The organism is Prescottella equi, from assembly GCF_002094305.1.
GTDB classification, from domain to species: domain Bacteria; phylum Actinomycetota; class Actinomycetes; order Mycobacteriales; family Mycobacteriaceae; genus Prescottella; species Prescottella equi.
Window position 1 is genome coordinate 60,360 of sequence record NZ_LWTX01000008.1, and the last position, 16,436, is coordinate 76,795.

Consider the following 16,436-nt stretch of genomic DNA (forward strand, 5'->3'; position numbering starts at 1 on the left):
CACACCCGGTCAGCGCGCCGGCGCCGAGCACCGCCATACCCGTCCACACCGCCGTCCGACGCATTCTCACCAATCCCTCGCCTGTATTGCCGCGGTTCCACGGTGGAGGGCTCGCGAAAGTGCGCTGGTCGGCCGCCTACCGGCGCGCTGCCAGGTACTCGGACGTGGCCGCGTCGGCGGGAAAGAACGTCTCGATGGCGAGCTCGGACACCGCGACGTCGAGCGGCGTCCCGAAGACCGTCGTCGTACTGACGAACGACAGATCGTGATCGCCCGCGCGCACCCGGAGCGGCACGACGAGCGACGGCCCCGGCTCGGTCGCGTCGACGCCGCCCGGGTACCCGGTGAGCTCGACGCGCAGCCGGCGCAGTTCGTCGTCGCCCGTCGCGTCGATCTGCCGGTCCAGCCGGTGCAACACGTGCGCGCGCCATTGGGCAAGGTTCGTGATCCGCGGCGCCATCCCGTCCGGGTGCAAGCTCAAGCGCAGCACGTTGACGGGCGGCTCCGACAGAGTGACACGCGATCCCAGTCGGGCGTAGGGGTGAAGCTACAGGGTCGTCGATCCCAGGATCATGCCGAGTGGCGCGAGGATCGCAGCCGCCGCAATTGCCAGCGGATTCCCAGCGAGCATGCCGTCGCGGAGCCAACTCCCGATCTGAGCTGCAAAATCGTTCGAACCCATTGTCTGCGCGCCTTCCCTCGATCTCACGTGTTCTTCTGTCCCAGGTTCATCGCCGGGCATGGCAACTGTGTTACGGCCAGCCCACCGCCACACGAACTTGATCGTCGAACTCTCGAAGGTCTGCTCGGCCGCTGGGCCGCCGCCGAACGCCACCGGGTCGAAGCAGCAACTACGACCGGTGATGAGCGGTTGACTGCAGCGGAACGCACCGAGCTCGCCGGTCTCCGCAAGCAGATGCTCGAGCAGGACAAGGACATCGCGTTCTTGAAAGAACGCCTCGGCATACCTGGACGCCAATCAAGGGAAGGTAGAGCGGGCTGCCTGAAGAGCTACGAATCTGGCGCAATGCAGAGGCCCACCGATGATGTTCTGGTCCGCCAACAGCATGAACGGGTGGCGCTACGCGCTCATGATCATCGCGATGATCGCGTTCTGGGTGTTGATCGTCCTCGCGGTGATTAGTCATTCGAGTACTCGCCCGGACACACAGCCGCCCCATCCTCACGCCGATACTCCTGAGCAGCTCCTCGCACAGTGCCTGGCCCGCGGCGAGATCGGCGACGACCGATACCACACACCTCGAGTGGCCGCCTGGTAGTACCGTCCCTGCGAGGCGTGCATTCACTCTAGGTACTTCGCTCTGGTCTCAGCGAGGGTCCGTCATTGCGGAGACGGCGCCATCTCCGGACCGTAGGCGCACCGGGATGCCGGCGCGATCTTGCGGCACCTCGATGGTGCTCGGGCCCGTGGCCGACACGGCGTCCACCGCGTAACCGCCCGGGCCCGTGACCAGCGTGACGTCACCGTAGCGGGAGTTCAGGTCGACGGGTGCACGGGTGTCGGTCACCGTTAGATCGCCGAATTGCGAACTCCCTCGGACGACGGTCCCGTACGGGACGGCGATCTCGTACAGGGCGACGCAGGTGGGGCGGCCGACGGCGAATCTGTCGGGGCAACTCGCGCTGATCGTCAGACCGGACCCGTTGGTGTCGATGCGTTCATCGGGCTTGTCGCCGTCGGTGAACTCGAAGGAGCGCCGGATCTCGATGTCGTCGCGGTCGGAGCCGATCACCTGAGCGCTCAGGGCCGCGGTGGTCACACCGAACTGTTTGGCACCCGCATCATCGAAATCGAGTGTGACGGCCGTGGCGCCGCTGTAGCTGTCGTCCCGCTGTTCGTGACTCGTGGAATCGGCAGTGCAGCCGGCGAGCGCCACGGACGAGAGTGCCAGTGCCGCAACGCTGACGGGGAGGCGGAACTTCCGGGGTGCGGTTTCAACGACGGGCATGGCGAATCTCCTGAACGAGTGCGGTGGCGGCGATCAGCGCGGCGCCGACGCCGAAGGACAACAGTGGGGACGGGCCGGCGAGCGACTCATCGGTGCGGAGCGCGCCCATGACGTCGACCGCAGCGACCCCGTTGAGCACGGCGTACCAGATCACCAGGTAGACAGCCTGAAACACGCGTGCGCTCCGGCCGATCGACCCGATCAGCAGCGCAAGGGCAGGAATCACCGTCGCGCCCGCAACCCACGCGGCGACGCCGGTCGCGTCCGCTGCAAGCAGCATTTTCACGAGCGGACCGACACCCGCGATGACCGCGATGAGCACGCCTGCACCCCACTCGGCGACGAGTCTGATCCGAGGCGAGACACCGCACTGCACAAGGGGAGCGACGCCCTGTTCATAGGTGAGTGTCCCGAGACGTGACCACACCAGCACTGGCAACAACCATGCGAAGAGCAGTACGGTGCCGACGCGATCAGGGGGAACGGCGAGGGCCGCGATCGTCACGATCGCGAGCGTGAGCCACCACCACCGCGACACGCTTCCCAGATGAATGCGCACCTCGCCGAGCAGCAACCCCGGGAACGACTGTCCACGTTCGGCCGACGACAGTGCTCGCGGGCCCTGTGAGAACGCCGGTGCAACGGGAGGCTCGGTTGCAGGTACGGCAGACGGATGCGAGAGAGTGCGTTGTCGCCGTGAGGGGTCGAACCGGCCGAACCAGAGGGAGGGAAGGATGGCGACGAGCGTGGAGGCGGCAATCAATCCTGCACTCGCGGCGACGAGCGTCGTGTCGATGTCCATACCGGACCACGTGAACTGCCCGAGTGCGCCCGGTTCCGCTGTGAGCCCGATCGAGATCTCGTCATCCATGCCGGGGTGCTGCGCCGCCAGGTCTGCCTGGAACCCTGCGGTAACCGATCCGTAGACCAGTGGAATCCCGGCGAGGAACATCGACGGATACACAAAGAACCACAGTATGTTTCCCGCACCACCTCGCAAGAGCGGGACGGTTTCGAAGACGACGGCGGCTGCCGCGGCCACGGTCAGGACAGGAAGACAGAACAGCACGATCGGAAGCCAGAGTGCCGTCATGTCGAGGCTAGTGGATTCCCCGCGGAGAAGCTGCATCACGGGTGCGATCAGAGCGAGTGCGGCTGCCATCGCCGCGAGCACCGCCACGTTGCTCAGGTACTTGCCCAGCAGATACATCGGCATGCGCAACGGGGAGGCGGAAAGCACTTCGCCTACGCCGGTGGAGATGTCGCGCGCGATGCTGCTGCGGACGACGTAGAAGCCGAACAGCGGCAACCACAGGCTGCCGATCATGGCGAGCAACATGCCGATGTACGCGCTGTCGTACAGTCCCCGGAACGATCCGACCTTGACCATTGCGTAGGTTGCAGAGACCGGCGGGACGGCAACATAGCCGAGTGCGACAGCGCCGAGCACCGTCACCAGGAACGCGGGACGCCGCGAACGATCCCGGACGTCGGCCATCGCGACGGCAGCGACAGCGCCTGTCATCGGATGACCCCGGCGGGCGCCATCGGGCTGTGGACCGCGTTGACGTACGCGTCTTCGAGATCGGGTTCGACAGGACGAGCCCCCGGCATCGGAGGTATTTCGGCGACGGCACGGACACGCACGCCCTGTGCTGTTCGGACCGTGCGGGTTATCGTCGCTCGGTGCCGAATCTCGGGCACGGCATCGACCGGGACCGTCGCTTCCCACACCCGACCGTCCGCGAAACGGAGAAGTTCCTCGGGCGTGCCACGCCGACGTAATTCGCCGGCCGCGAGGATCACGATGTCGTCGGCGATCGCTTCGATGTCCGACACGATATGGGTGGAGAGGATGACGATCCGGTCGTTCGCCAGGTCCCCGAGCAGGTTGCGGAACCGCATGCGTTCCTCGGGGTCCAGTCCGACCGTCGGTTCGTCAACGACGAGAAGTTCGGGGTCGCCCAGGAGTGCCTGCGCGATACCGACACGCTGGCGCATTCCGCCGGAGAACGTACCCACCGGCCGCGATCCGGTCTCCGTCAGGTTGACGAGTTCGAGCAGCTCGTCGACCCGCGCCTTGGCCGACCGCGAAGTCAGACCTTTCACTGCGGCGAGATACCGGAGGAACTCTCCGGCACTGAGATTCGGGTAGACGCCGAAATCCTGCGGGAGGTAACCGAGGACGCGTCGGAGCGGCTCCGGCCGAGCGACGATGTCGGTACCGTTCCACATGACCGTACCGGTGGTCGGGCGGGTGATCGTGGAGAGAATGCGCATCAGCGACGACTTACCGGCTCCGTTGGGGCCGAGGAGGCCGAGAACCCCGGGCCCGATCCGCAGGCTGACGTCGGCGACGGCCTGTTTACCCCGATAGGTTTTGGTGACGTGGTTCAGCTCCAGTTGCATGACTTCAGCTGACCATTCGACCGGTGGTGCGGTCACTGGGTCCACGCGCCGATCGAAGGTAGTGCCAGCACCACCTTTCGGCTGCACTCCACCTCGTCCTGAGGCAGCGACCGCGTCGATAGGCTCACTCGGTGTCCTCCAACGAACCGACCACGGTACTCACCGCGATCACACGGCGGCGCTTCCTACTGACCGGGTGGCCGTGGCGGTCGCTGGGTCACGTGCTGACCACCGTCCCGGTGGTGTGCGTGGTCGCGTTGCCATTCGCAGCGTTCTGCGTCCCGTGGCTCGTGCTCGCCGTATGGTCCGGCGCCGGCATGTATCCACAACCACTCGGCAGAGTGCTGTTCCTCGGTGTCCTCGGCGCAGTGCTGGTGTTCGGGCTCGGCCCGTTGGTGGCGATACCGCTCGCAGCCCTGGAACGAACGCGCCTGCGCCTGGTGAGCCGCGACCGGGCGCTCTCGGCCCACCGTTGCCCTCCGGCAGCGGGCCTGTGGGCGTGGGTGCGCACCCGCTACACCGAAGCCGCGACGTGGCGGGAACTCGGCTACACGTTCCTGCTGCTCACTCTGGTGCCCGCCTTGTGGCTCTCGGGTGCGGTGATCGTCGGACTCATCGTGGTGATGGTGGTGAGCCCTCTGCTGGTGCGTGACGGCGACGAGGCAGTGGCGCTTGGTTTCAGTCAGATCACGTCGGTCGACCAGGCCGTTCCGTACGCGATCGCGGGTCTGCTCCTGCTGCCGGCGATTCCGTACGTGAGTGCTCTCATCGCGGGCCTGCACGGGGCGCTCAGCCGGTCGCTGTTGTGCGGTGACGACCCGGACGCCCTTCGCGCACGACTGGTGGAGGTGTCCCGGTCCCGGGCCCGCCTGGTCGATTCTTTCGAGGCGGAACGCCGCAGGATCGAGCGGGACCTGCACGACGGCGCACAGTCGCTGCTCGTCAACCTCACTTTGCAGTTGGGTATGGCTAAACTCGACCTCCCGCCGGATTCCGCGGCCGCGAAAAGCGTGTCGCAGGCGCATGATCAGGCCAAGGAACTGATGGCGGAACTGCGGCAACTCATTCGGGGAATCCACCCCCGGGTCCTCACCGACCGTGGCCTGCCAGACGCGTTGCGTGCACTGACCGAAGACTTCGTGGCCCCGGTCGGTGTCACCGCGGACCTCCCGTCCCGCCCCGCCCCGGATGTCGAGGTCGCGGCGTACTTCGTGGTGGTCGAGGCGCTCAACAACGTTTCCAAACATGCGGATGCGACGGTCGTCGACGTGGCTGTCCGACGCGCCGGGGACGTCCTGGTCGTCGAGGTCGTGGACGACGGCTGCGGCGGCGCGGATCCGGAGCGGGGGAGCGGTCTGACGGGCCTGGCCGACCGGGTCGCGGCGGTCGACGGGAGAATGCTGCTGTCCAGCCCGCCTGGCGGGCCCACCGTTGTCCGTGTGGAGTTGCCGTGGATCGAGAACTGACTGCCGTGCGAGTGGTCCTCGCCGAGGACGGTGCACTGCTGCGCGAAAGCCTCGCCGCGATGCTCGAACGATTCGGGTTCGAGGTTGTGGCCGCGGTCCCCGATGCCGTGGAATTGGAATCGGCTGTCGCGGAAAACCGTCCGGATCTGGTCGTGACCGATGTGCGGATGCCGCCCGGATTCACCGACGAGGGGTTGCGCGCAGCGGTGGCGCTGCGACGAACCTATCCCGGGCTTGCCGTGGTCGCGCTGAGCCAGTATGTCGAATTGAGTTACGCCGACGAACTCATGGGGGCGGAAGGGGGCCGGGTGGGGTATCTGCTGAAGGATCGCATCGTCGATGTAGAGGACTTCGTCTCCACTCTGCGTCAGGTGGTTGCCGGCGGCACTGTGATCGACCCGATGGTCATACAGCAGTTGTTCCGTCGACGGCGGGATCCGTTGGCGCAGTTGTCGCCGCGCGAACGCGAGGTCCTCGCCTCGATCGCGGAGGGGCATTCGAATGCGGCGATCGCCGCACAGTTGTTCATCACCGAATCGGCGGTGGGCAAGCATGTCGGCAACATCTTCAACAAACTGGTGCTGCCGCCGACCGACGACACGAATCGTCGGGTGCTGGCCGTGCTCGCGTATCTACGCCGCCACGAGCTCGGCTGAGACAGATCCGACGCCCGAATCATCCGATGTGTTGATGCCCCGGACTTCTGTTTGACGACAGTGGCCACCGCCGCAGCCAAGGGGCGCAGCTTGCGGCACAGATCCCCGTGGCCCGCTTCGAGACCATTCCTGGCGCGGGCTACCTGTGATGTCCGGGGACGTTGGTCAGCCTGGTGACTGGTGACTGGCCGCCGATGGCAGAGTGGGCTCGGTGATGCTTGTAGAAGTGCAGCCGGATCGGTGGTGCGTGTCAGCGCCCGCGTGCCGTCGGCGGTCAGCGCGCCGATGATCAGGGCATCCGGCAAGCCGTAGGCCTCGATCGTCGCCTACCCGGGGAAGTCGGCTAGCGCAGTGCGCTGGCCGGGCCGGCGCACCCGCATCCCAACCTCGACTACACCGCGCAGAGACTGGACGAGCGCGGTGATACCGAGGATGGAGTAGGTGTTCAGCGGCGCCCGAGCGAAGGTGACGCCGCCGGCTCCGCCGCCGCGGCCTACACCGCCAATGGGAACAGCAGTGCAGGTCCACGACGGACACCTGATCGATTCCGATATCGGCCTGCTCGAGGGCTTCCCGTCCGGCCGCGCCGATCGCGGGGACGTACGCCAGGTCGCTGCGTTCGGATACGAACCACTCCTCGTCGGCGTGCGCGCCGGCGTGCACGGGAAACCACTTGTCCCCCTGCCGCACAGCCCCCTTCTGCGCGGCGGCGCTGCACCGGACACTGCCCCTGCAGCGCAACGGTTTCTGTCCGCTTTCGGTTGGAACTCCCCGCATCTCCGCCCGCCCGTTGCCGGCGTCGAGGTGATTTGCTGAGCGAGGCGGGACGAGTCCTCGGACGAGGGCGTCCCCCGATCGGTCGGTTCTGCGTAAATTCGGCGTATCCGACCCGCCGGACCGCGCAGCACTGCTCAGCGCGGCGACGCTACGTGAGATCCCGTCGAAGCGGCGACGTCACTGCTACCACCGAGGCAGCCGCCGCGTAGCCGAGGAGCACGAGCGCGCCCACGAGCGGCGAGAGCAATGCGGGCACTCCCAGCGAAGATTCCTGGGCGACGGTATCGGCGAGGAACGTGAAGTCCATCAGTGAAGCAGTCGCGCCTCCAGGAAGGAACGGATAGAAGGCACCCAGTCCCGGGACGATCATGAGCGCAGGCTCAACAAGATAGAAATACCCGAGCACGACTCCCACGGCCACGAGCTGGTTGCGTGCCAGAGCACCGATACCCATGCCGAGCACCGTGTAGATTGCGGCGGCCACAGCCAGGCGGGCAAGAAGTGTCACCAGGTCGCCGGCGGAGGCGCCGAGGGTAATTCCGCGCATGGTGACGACGGACCACAAGGCGATTGCCGACGACAACGACATCAGCAGTCCATAAGCGAGCCCAAATACGCTGTAGACAGCCAGTTTTGCGCCGAGCACCCTGCCGCGACGAGGCACCGCAAGGAACGTCGAGCCGATGGTCTTGTGGCGGTACTCGCTCGTGACGGCTACCGTGCCGAACAGTGCGGGCACGAACAGGAGCAGCCCAGCGAGGCCGATAGCGATTCCCACACCTTCCGAGGTGTCGAGAGCGGGCATCGGAGGCGATGCGTTCTCCGGGCCCACCAAGCCCAGCAGCCCTGTGAGTCCGGCGCCGCTCGCGACGGCCGCAATCAGTGCCCACATGGCGAGGCGGGTGGAGAACAGTCGCGTGAGTTCACCGCGGACGGCATGCTTCATATCGCACTCTCCCGGGCGATGAGTCTGAGGTAGGCCTCTTCCAATGTGTCGCCTCGCGTCGTGAGTTCGAGCAGGGCGCCCGTCCAGACAATCTGTCCGTGGTCGATGAGCACCACGTCGTCGATACTGTTCTGCAGTTCACCGAGGGCGTGGCTGGAGATCAGGACGGTACCGCCGGAGACAGCGAAATCCCGAAGGAAGTTGCGTAGCCACACAATTCCCGACGGGTCGAGGCCGTTGGACGGTTCGTCGAGAACGAGCACGTCCGGGTCGCCCAGCAGGGCGGTAGCGACGGAGAGGCGCTGTCGCATGCCCGTGGAGTAACCGCCTACGCGCCGGTCGGCGAACCGGTCCAGTTCGACCGTTTCGATCACCTCGTCGACCCGATCCGACGGGTGACCGCCGAGGGCGCAAAAGGTACGGAGGTGATTGCGGGCGGTGGTAGCAGGATGCGCCGCCGCGATGTCCAGTACAGCGCCCACGGTTCGCGTGGGGGACGGAAGGTCGCCGTAGGCGATGCCGGCGAACAGCGCAGTTCCGCGGTCCGGACAGGTCAGTCCGAGCAGCATCCTCAAAGTCGTGGACTTGCCGGCGCCGTTCGGTCCGAGAAAACCCGTCACCTGACCCGGTTGGGCCGTGAAGGTAACGCCGCCGACTGCCTCTACTCGACCGAATCTCTTTGCGAGGCTGTTGACTTGGATGGAGACGCCCTTCATCGCACACCGGCCAGTCGGAGGGCATCGGCGATCTCGTATGCGTCCGGGCTGCTGAGAAGCAGTTCGCCGAACTTCTCATCGGCGTAGCGCCCACGAAGTCCGACACGCAGTGTCGGGTGGCCACGCTTCATCGAGACCAGCCGAGTGGTGCCGCGGGGGTGCAAGAAGGTGCCGACCTTCAGGTAGCCGGAGACTGTCAGGCCGGATCTGATGCCGAGAATTTCCGAGGTCCATCCCGGCAACACCTCGACGGTCGAGATCGAGTTCAGCGGTACAGCCATGGCGGAATGGCGGACCAGCAGGGCTTCCCACCGAGAAAAGGTCAGATGCAGGGCTGCTTCGTCGTAGATCAGTTGCGCCATAGCGTCAAGTCTCCCGTCGACGGTAAGCTCGTATCGATGTTGAGAACATTATCAGAGTGATAATAATCGCGAAAGGTCCCGATGGCGAGCAAGTCGACAATCGCCGACGTCGTACTGCATCCGGTTCGGTTGCGGATTGTGCAGCAGCTCGGAGGTCGCCAGCTGACGACCGGGGAACTCCGGGCGGCACTGCCGAGCGTCACCCAGGCCACGCTCTACCGGCACGTGGCGGCACTGATCGACGCGGAGATCGTCACCGTCGTCGACGAGCGCCGCGTGCGCGGGACCATTGAACGAACACTCGCGCTCGGGGAACGCATGGCACACGTCGGGCACGACGATCTCAATGCGATGAGCGACGCAGAACTCCGAAACGCCTTCCTGACCTTCCTGAGCGCACTCGGCGAGAGTTTCGACACGTTCATCGAGAACGAGGATCGAAACCTGCGGAATTACTTGGGTTTCGGCACCACACCGCTCTACGTCACCACCGACGACCTCGTGCAGATCCAGACACGGCTCGCCGAGCTACTCGCGCCGTACCAAACCGACTCCGGCGGGGACCGCACTCGCATCGCCTTGACCACCGCGGTGATTCCCAGTCCCCCAACGATCACCGGCGAGGACGATTGAATCAGCCCGCAACAGTTCGTCAGGGTGCGTCCGGATACTCATCCGGTGTTTCATCTTGTTTTGCAGGTCGTTTCGATACTTTGGTGCTGGTCGGTGTGCCCATTGGCTGTGTGCGCCTCCCGTAGCAGATTCCCACGACATCTGTACGGGGACAGGTGAGACGTCCGCTTCGTCACCAACGCCGAACCCATCGAGGTCCTCGGCGAGAACAGCGTCACCGGGCTGGTAGTCCGCGACACCGTCACCGGCGAGCAGTCGACGCTGGACGTCACCGGGAATGTTCGTCGCGATCGGCCACGACCCGCGCAGCGAGCTCGTCATCGGACGGAACGGGATCACACCGAACGTAACGATCAGACCCGGCGAAGGGGAAGGCGCCCCGCCGGGAACCGGGAACTGGGAGCATCGGAGGAAGGCAGTCGAAGGGAATTCCATGACCGTCCCCACTGACATCAGGATCGACCCGAGTCTCGTCGACCTGTACAAGGACCTGCACCGCCATCCCGAACTCGGTTTCCAGGAACATCGCACCGCCGGGATCGTGGCGGAGCATCTGCGGAAGGCGGGCTTCGAGGTCACCACGGGGGTGGGACGGACCGGGGTGGTCGGTGTCCTGAACAACGGCGCGGGCCCGACCGCGCTGCTCCGCGCGGACATGGATGCTCTACCCGTCCGCGAGGAGACCGGGCTCGACTATGCCAGCACCGCGACGGCCACCGACGCCGACGGCTCCACCGTGCCGGTCGCCCACGCGTGCGGCCACGACCTGCACACCACCTGCCTGCTGGGCGCGGCGCGGGTACTCGCCGACGACCGGTCCGGCTGGGCGGGCACCCTGATGCTCGTGTTCCAGCCGGCCGAGGAACTCGGCGCCGGCGCGCAGGCGATGGTGGACGACGGTCTGTTCGACCGTTTCCCGAAGCCCGACGTCGTTCTCGGCCAGCACGTATCGCCCCTACCGGCCGGCAAGATCGGGGCACACCCCGGACCGTCGTACGCGGCATCGGACTCGCTGCGGGTGCGGCTCGTCGGCAGGGGTGCGCACGGGTCGATGCCGGAGACGTCCGTCGACCCGGTCGTGATGGCGGCGGCGACGGTGCTGCGCCTGCAGACCGTCATCTCCCGCGAGATCCCGGGAACCGCGACCGCGGTCCTCACCGTCGGCTCCATCCATGCCGGCGACGCCGCGAACGTCATCCCCGGCGAGGCCGAGCTCCAGCTCAACATCCGCAGCTACGACACGCGGGTGCGTCAGAGCATTCTCGACGGCGTCGACCGCATCGTGCGCGGCGAGGCTCGAACTGCCGGGGCGCCGGAGGAACCGTCGATCACCGAGATCGAACGGTTCCCGATCGTCACCAACGACCCCGACACGCTCCGCAGGACGCTGGACGCCCTCGGCGTGTGGCTGGGACGGGAGAACATTCTCGATCCCGGCGCGGGCGCGGGCAGCGAGGACGTCGGCATCCTCGCGACCAGTTCCGGCGCCCCGCTGTCGTACTGGCTGCTGGGCGGCGCGGACCCGTCCCTGTTCACCACGGGCGACATGACCGATCCGGCCCTGCTGAAGGTGCCGTCCAACCACTCGCCGCACTACGCGCCGGTGATCGAACCGACGCTGCCCATCGGCGTGGCGGCCCTCGTCACAGCCGCCCGCGCCTGGCTGCCGCCGACGTCCTGAGCGGGCCGCCCTTCCGGCTATCGCCGCCTGCGGAATCCGCTGCCGAGCGCTCGATAGCACTCGTCGAGATCGCGCAGTGCCGCGACCACTTCCGTCTCGCCCTCCGCGCCGTCGCGAAGCACCTTGCGCAGCAACATCGCATCCAGATCGTCCGGCGCGGCCGCGAACTCGATCTCGGGCAACTGCGTGTACCGTGCACCGTCGCCGAAGTGGTCGTCGGTGCCGGTGCGGCCGGTGTCGTCGTCCTCACCGCCGACGGCCCGCATCAGCGTGTCGAGATCGAGACCTCGCACCGTCAGCATCGTCAGCGGCTCGCGGTCGACGCGCTCGGCGAGCAGGTACGCGACCGCGGCCACGTGTTTGCACGGCCAGCCGGGATCGGGACACGTGCAGTCGAAGTCGAGTTCGCGTCCGCCGTCGGGCAGCAGCATCGGGGCCAGTTCCTGCGGAACCGCACCGGAGGCCAGCGCGGCGAGGGTGCCCGGGGTCGCTCGAATCGTCTCGACCAGTTCGGCGGTGTGCTCGTCGTCGAGCGTCCGCAGCGTCACCACCGCGGTGAACGGCGCGAGCTGGCTGCCCTGCACCTCGCCGGTGACGCGCCCGGCCGCGATGTCGAGCGCGACCACCTGACCGCCGCGGGCGTACGTGCGGCCGCGGCTGAGCCGGCCGGTGTCGCCCACCTTCTCGAGCGATTCGATCAGCGCCCGCCCCCACCAACCGCGCGCGAACGCACCTCTCTTGGAGGCCGATTCGACACCACCGACGACGGGGCGACGCTTACCGAAGGCGCTGAAGTCGGGACGGCCGCGCTGCGCACTCATTCCCCCACCGCCTCGTCGCCGAGGATCAGCAGGTCGTGCAACTGGTCGGCACTCATCTCGGTGATCCACTTCTCGCCGGTGCCGATCGCCAGATCCGCGAGTTCCTGCTTGTTCGAGATCATCGCGTCGATCCGTTCCTCGAGGGTGCCGACGCACACCAACTTGCGGACCTGCACGTCGCGGCGTTGTCCGATCCGGAAGGCTCGGTCGGTGGCCTGGTTCTCCACCGCGGGATTCCACCACCGGTCCAGGTGCACCACGTGATTGGCGGCGGTCAGGTTGAGCCCGGTGCCACCGGCCTTGAGGGAGAGCAGCATGACCGGCGGCCCGTCGTCGCCCTGGAACCGCTCCACCATCCGGTCGCGGCGCGCCTTGGGGACCCCGCCGTGCAGGAACGGCACATCGGTCCCGAACCGCTCCTCGAGGTACGGCACCACCAGGTCACCGAACTCCCGGAACTGGGTGAACAACAGGGCCCGCTCACCGTCCGCGGTGACCGAATCGAGGATGTCCTCGACCAGCGCCAGCTTGCCGGACCGGTGCCGGCCGCGCCGCAGCACCCCGGACCCGTCGCCGAGGAAGTGCGCAGGATGGTTGCACACCTGCTTGAGGCGCGTGAGCGCCGAGAGCACCGCGCCCTTGCGCTGCATTCCCTCGGTGTCCTTGATCTTCTTGAGCATGTCGTCGACGACGGCCCGGTACAGCGCTGCCTGCTCGACGGTGAGATTCGCCCGGACCGTCATCTCCTGCTTCTCCGGCAGGTCCGAGATGACGGCGGGGTCGGTCTTGACGCGACGCAGGATGAACGGCGACGTCACCGCACGTAGCCGGGTGACCGCCGCCTCGTCCTGTTCCCGCTCGATCGGGACGGCGAAGCGGGCCCGGAAAGCCTGTGGGCTGCCCAGCATTCCACTGTTGACGAAGTCGAGGATGGACCGCAACTCGTCGAGGCGGTTCTCCACCGGTGTGCCGGTGAGGGCAATGCGGTGTTCGGCCGGGATGGCCCGGGCAGCGCGGGCCTGCGCGGTCGCGGAGTTCTTGATGTGCTGCGCCTCGTCGAGCACCACGCGGCGCCACGATTGCTCCCCCAGACCGGCCACGTCGCGAGCGAGCAGCGAGTACGTCGTGATGAACAGGTCGCTGGAGCGGACCGCCGCGGCCAGGTCCTCGCCGCGGCGGCGGTCGGCGCCGTGGTGGACGTGCACGCGCAGGTCGGGCACGAATCGCGCGGCCTCACGCTGCCAGTTGCCGACCACCGACATCGGGCACACCAGCAGGGTGGGATTGTCGGAGCGTTCGTGCGCGAGGAGCGCCAACAGTTGCAGCGTCTTGCCCAGGCCCATGTCGTCGGCGAGGACCGCGCCGAGTCCCGTCTCGCTCATGAACGCCAGCCAGTCCAGCCCGCGCTGCTGGTAGTGCCGCAACTCGGCGTTCAGCCCGGCGGGCTTGGGCACCTGCACCGGCTCGAGCGTGCCGTCGAGCAGCGTGCCCACCCACCCGGTGGCATGCAGTTCCTCGACCGGGACCGGTGGCCGTTCCGCCTCGGTGAGCTGCCCGAGCAGACCACCGAGCGTCCCGTCCTCCCCCGAATTGCGCTGCGTCACATACCGGGCCGCCTGCGCCAGCACGGTGGCGTCGGCCTGCACCCATTGCCCCCGCAGCCGGACCAGATCGCTCTGGGTCTCGGCGAGCCGGGTCAGCTCGTCGGGAGTCAGGACCATGTCGCCGAGCGCGAGTTCCCAGTCGTAGCCGACGATCTCGTTCATGCCCACGGCCCGGTCCTCCGCGGCGGCCGGTACCGGCGGCGACGACACCTTCACGCGCAGCGACGGCGAGGCCGCCGCCCACGCGCGCGGCAACAGCAGCGGGATACCGGCGTGTTCGAGTGCCCGGGCCCCGTGCAGCACCAGGTCGGTCACGACCGCGGTGGGCAGGAGCAGATCGAGGCTGTCGGGGTCGGTGGGCAGGTCCCGCAGCCGTGGATACGCCGTCACCGCGGCGGCGAGTTTGCGCACCGCGATCTCGAGCAGCCGGGACTCCGTCCGGTGTAACCGCACCGGCGCGGGCGCCTCGCCCTCCGCGCGCAGGCACACCTGCAGACGCCACAAGGCGTCGTCGGCGAGGTCCGACTCGTCGCCCTCCGCCGGCTCCGGCTCGAGCAGCCGCAACACCAGTTCCGGCTCGTCGACCGTGAGGCTCTCGCGCCACGCGTCGAGCCCGGTCGCCATCTTGTGGTTGCCGCCGTCGTACGGCTCACCGCGCAGCAGCGCCCGCAGCAGCGGGTGCTGGGCGTCCCGGTCCCCCAACAGCTCGCGGACGACGGCGTCGGTGAGTTCACCGACGAAGTCGTCGAGGATCTCGCGCGGGGTGCCCTCGAACCGCTGCACCGGCGGCATCGCGGACGCCAGTTCGGCCAGCCACGCGTGCTGGCGCTCGCCGCCGAGAAGCCGCCAGCGCGGCCACCAGTGCCCCTCGGTCCGGTACAGCTCGGGCACGACGCGACCGGCCCGCGCCCACCGTTCGACGCCGCGGGCAACGTGCGCCAGGTAGCGCAGGTCCCCCGAGACACCGGACGCGTCGTCCTGCACCGCGAGCAGGACGTCGGCGGCCTCGGCCGGCGCCAGCGCGAGGACCGGGACCCGCTGCTGCTCGACCCCGACGGCCGCCGGCACGTGCACGGTGTGGTGCCGCCGGAAGCGCCGGCGCAGCACCCGCGCGAGGGGCTCGGGTAAATCGGGCAGCTCGGAGTCCGGGCCCCGCCACAGCAGGAGGCCCGTGCCCGGCGACCAGAGCCCGTGCAGCATGTCGTCCATCCAACCAGCCGCAGCCGACATCCCTGGATTCCCGCCCGCCACCCGGCCCATACTGGGCGCAGAGGGAAGGTCGGCGCCGATGACGATCATGCTTCAGGTCTTCGAACAGGTGTACTCGCCGAGTACGCCCTGGCAGCAGCGCAAGGTCGCTTTCGTCGACGCCGATCACATCGTCGCGATGCGCCTCGACGGTCAGTCCGGCGTCTGGCTCGACGTCACCAAACAGGGCGAATCACACCGCCTGGCCACCACCCGCACGCCGGAGGAGGCGGTCGGCTTCCTGCTCAGCGTGTTCGGCAAGATCGCCGAATGCCGGCAGAACGGCGGCTCGTGGCTCATCGGGCACGACGGCGTCGACGCCGGATCGCTGCACGCCGCGAAGTTCCCGCACTCCTGAACCGGCCGCGCGCACCTGCCCTGTCGGAACCGTCCGGCACACTCGCTGCGACAGTGAGCGGTCCGGGGAGGGGCAGCGGTGGGGCGAGGTCGAATTCTGCTCGGGGCCGGCGCCGTCGCGCTGGCCTGCGTGTCGGCGGCGTGCACCGCGGTGCCCGGTGGGGTCGCACCCGCGCCGGGCAGTCCGTCCCGTGCCGCGGTCGAGGACCTCCTCGCCCGGGTCGAGGTGGTCGGGTCCCGGCCCGATGTCGCGGGCTACGAGCGCGGATGCCAGAGCGGGCAGGCCTGTGTGTTCGGTCCGGCCTGGTCGGACGATCACACCGGTCCCGGCGGCCACGACGGCTGCGACACCCGCAACGACGTCCTGGCGGCCGATCTCACCGACGTCGAGTTCCGCGGCGGTACCCGCGATTGCGTCGTCGTCGCGGGCACGCTGGCCGATCCCTACTCGGGGCGGAAGCTCGCGTTCACCAAGCAGGACGCGAACGCTGTGCAGATCGACCACGTGTATCCGCTCGCGGCGGCGTGGGACATGGGCGCCGCGCGGTGGCCGATCGAGCGGCGCCGCGACTTCGCGAACGACGTCACCTACAACCTGCTCGCCGTCAGTGGTCCGGAGAACCAGGCCAAACGGGACGCCACGCCGTCGGGCTGGTTGCCGTCGGATCCGGCCTACCACTGCTTCTACGTCGGCAAGTATCTCGGTGTTGCCGTGCGCTACGGCCTGCCGATCACCGCCGCCGACCGCGACGCGATCGCCGCTGTCGCCGCCGACTGCGGATGACGAGTC

General features: G+C 67.8%; 17 protein-coding genes and 3 pseudogenes. 9 read left to right on the forward strand and 11 right to left on the reverse strand.

All coding sequences use genetic code 11. The features are described 5' to 3' along the window. Positions 1-136 precede the first annotated feature (136 nt). Together A6I89_RS18570 and A6I89_RS18575 are read right to left on the reverse strand one after the other, a co-directional pair. A pseudogene (locus A6I89_RS18570) lies at positions 137-511 on the reverse strand (MmyB family transcriptional regulator); the annotation flags it as partial. 36 nt (positions 512-547) lie between these two features. After that, positions 548-979 carry a hypothetical protein gene (locus A6I89_RS18575; RefSeq protein ID WP_022595123.1) on the reverse strand — a complete coding sequence of 144 codons (432 nt, stop codon included), beginning with the start codon at positions 977-979 and terminating at the stop codon, positions 548-550. A gap of 64 nt (positions 980-1,043) precedes the next feature. On the opposite strand from A6I89_RS18575, the gene A6I89_RS18580 reads away from it, so the two are divergent. Then, positions 1,044-1,280, forward strand: coding sequence for a hypothetical protein (locus A6I89_RS18580; RefSeq protein WP_022595121.1), 237 nt, complete (start codon positions 1,044-1,046; stop codon positions 1,278-1,280). A gap of 48 nt (positions 1,281-1,328) precedes the next feature. Here A6I89_RS18580 and A6I89_RS18585 read toward each other — a convergent pair whose 3' ends face one another. Genes A6I89_RS18585 through A6I89_RS18595 form a run of 3 tightly spaced genes read right to left on the reverse strand, consistent with a single transcriptional unit; the run spans position 1,329 to position 4,379 of the window. Next, complete coding sequence (locus tag A6I89_RS18585; protein WP_022595120.1) at positions 1,329-1,970, reverse strand: hypothetical protein; 642 nt, start codon at positions 1,968-1,970, stop codon at positions 1,329-1,331. Continuing rightward, a complete protein-coding gene (locus A6I89_RS18590; RefSeq protein WP_022595118.1) occupies positions 1,957-3,495 on the reverse strand; it encodes a hypothetical protein in 1,539 nt (512 codons plus the stop codon). Before A6I89_RS18590 ends, A6I89_RS18585 begins: the two co-directional genes overlap by 14 nt. After that, positions 3,492-4,379, reverse strand: a complete 888-nt coding sequence (locus A6I89_RS18595; protein WP_022595116.1) for an ABC transporter ATP-binding protein — start codon at positions 4,377-4,379, stop codon at positions 3,492-3,494. The genes A6I89_RS18590 and A6I89_RS18595 overlap by 4 nt, the downstream gene beginning before the upstream one ends. A 131-nt stretch (positions 4,380-4,510) precedes the next feature. Here A6I89_RS18595 and A6I89_RS18600 point away from each other — a divergent pair, with 131 nt between their 5' ends. Both A6I89_RS18600 and A6I89_RS18605 read left to right on the forward strand, forming a co-directional pair. After that, positions 4,511-5,845 (forward strand): sensor histidine kinase, encoded by a 1,335-nt coding sequence (locus A6I89_RS18600; RefSeq protein WP_022595114.1) that lies wholly within the window; start codon positions 4,511-4,513, stop codon positions 5,843-5,845. Next, positions 5,830-6,501, forward strand: a complete 672-nt coding sequence (locus tag A6I89_RS18605; protein ID WP_255221283.1) for a response regulator transcription factor — start codon at positions 5,830-5,832, stop codon at positions 6,499-6,501. Before A6I89_RS18600 ends, A6I89_RS18605 begins: the two co-directional genes overlap by 16 nt. 139 nt (positions 6,502-6,640) lie before the next feature. On the opposite strand, the pseudogene A6I89_RS25115 reads toward A6I89_RS18605, so the two are convergent. Beyond that, a pseudogene (locus A6I89_RS25115) lies at positions 6,641-6,748 on the reverse strand (IS481 family transposase); the annotation flags it as partial. Between the two features lie 269 nt (positions 6,749-7,017). Here A6I89_RS25115 and A6I89_RS18610 point away from each other — a divergent pair. Further along, the gene (locus tag A6I89_RS18610; RefSeq protein ID WP_022595110.1) at positions 7,018-7,317 is read left to right on the forward strand and encodes a hypothetical protein; all 300 of its coding nucleotides are present in this window, start codon (positions 7,018-7,020) and stop codon (positions 7,315-7,317) included. Between the two features lie 109 nt (positions 7,318-7,426). Here A6I89_RS18610 and A6I89_RS18615 read toward each other — a convergent pair whose 3' ends face one another. From A6I89_RS18615 to A6I89_RS18625, 3 genes are read right to left on the reverse strand one after another with little or no spacing between them, the layout of a single operon-like run. Then, on the reverse strand, positions 7,427-8,224 hold the full coding sequence (locus A6I89_RS18615) for an ABC transporter permease (protein WP_022595108.1): 798 nt from the start codon (positions 8,222-8,224) through the stop codon (positions 7,427-7,429). After that, positions 8,221-8,940, reverse strand: coding sequence for an ABC transporter ATP-binding protein (locus A6I89_RS18620; protein ID WP_044990761.1), 720 nt, complete (start codon positions 8,938-8,940; stop codon positions 8,221-8,223). The genes A6I89_RS18615 and A6I89_RS18620 overlap by 4 nt, the downstream gene beginning before the upstream one ends. Further along, positions 8,937-9,302, reverse strand: a complete 366-nt coding sequence (locus tag A6I89_RS18625; protein WP_022595104.1) for a hypothetical protein — start codon at positions 9,300-9,302, stop codon at positions 8,937-8,939. The genes A6I89_RS18620 and A6I89_RS18625 overlap by 4 nt, the downstream gene beginning before the upstream one ends. A gap of 81 nt (positions 9,303-9,383) precedes the next feature. Here A6I89_RS18625 and A6I89_RS18630 point away from each other — a divergent pair, with 81 nt between their 5' ends. From A6I89_RS18630 to A6I89_RS18635, 3 genes and pseudogenes are all read left to right on the forward strand, one after another. Next, positions 9,384-9,935: a helix-turn-helix domain-containing protein gene (locus A6I89_RS18630; RefSeq protein ID WP_022595103.1), complete on the forward strand. Its 552-nt coding sequence runs from the start codon at positions 9,384-9,386 to the stop codon at positions 9,933-9,935. A gap of 162 nt (positions 9,936-10,097) precedes the next feature. Continuing rightward, positions 10,098-10,263: pseudogene (locus A6I89_RS24425) on the forward strand (thioredoxin-disulfide reductase); the annotation flags it as partial. A 105-nt stretch (positions 10,264-10,368) separates the two neighbouring features. Further along, a complete protein-coding gene (locus A6I89_RS18635) occupies positions 10,369-11,616 on the forward strand; it encodes an amidohydrolase (RefSeq protein WP_044990803.1) in 1,248 nt (415 codons plus the stop codon). A gap of 17 nt (positions 11,617-11,633) precedes the next feature. Here A6I89_RS18635 and A6I89_RS18640 read toward each other — a convergent pair whose 3' ends face one another. Beyond that, positions 11,634-12,437, reverse strand: a complete 804-nt coding sequence (locus A6I89_RS18640) for an SWIM zinc finger family protein (RefSeq protein ID WP_022595099.1) — start codon at positions 12,435-12,437, stop codon at positions 11,634-11,636. Further along, entirely contained in the window at positions 12,434-15,271 is a 2,838-nt protein-coding gene (locus tag A6I89_RS18645; RefSeq protein ID WP_044990801.1) for a DEAD/DEAH box helicase, read from the reverse strand. The genes A6I89_RS18640 and A6I89_RS18645 overlap by 4 nt, the downstream gene beginning before the upstream one ends. Positions 15,272-15,329: 58 nt before the next feature. Here A6I89_RS18645 and A6I89_RS18650 point away from each other — a divergent pair, with 58 nt between their 5' ends. Both A6I89_RS18650 and A6I89_RS18655 read left to right on the forward strand, forming a co-directional pair. Beyond that, positions 15,330-15,647 (forward strand): hypothetical protein, encoded by a 318-nt coding sequence (locus tag A6I89_RS18650; protein ID WP_005514083.1) that lies wholly within the window; start codon positions 15,330-15,332, stop codon positions 15,645-15,647. A gap of 78 nt (positions 15,648-15,725) precedes the next feature. Next, a complete protein-coding gene (locus A6I89_RS18655; protein WP_022595095.1) occupies positions 15,726-16,430 on the forward strand; it encodes an HNH endonuclease family protein in 705 nt (234 codons plus the stop codon). Positions 16,431-16,436: the final 6 nt, after the last annotated feature.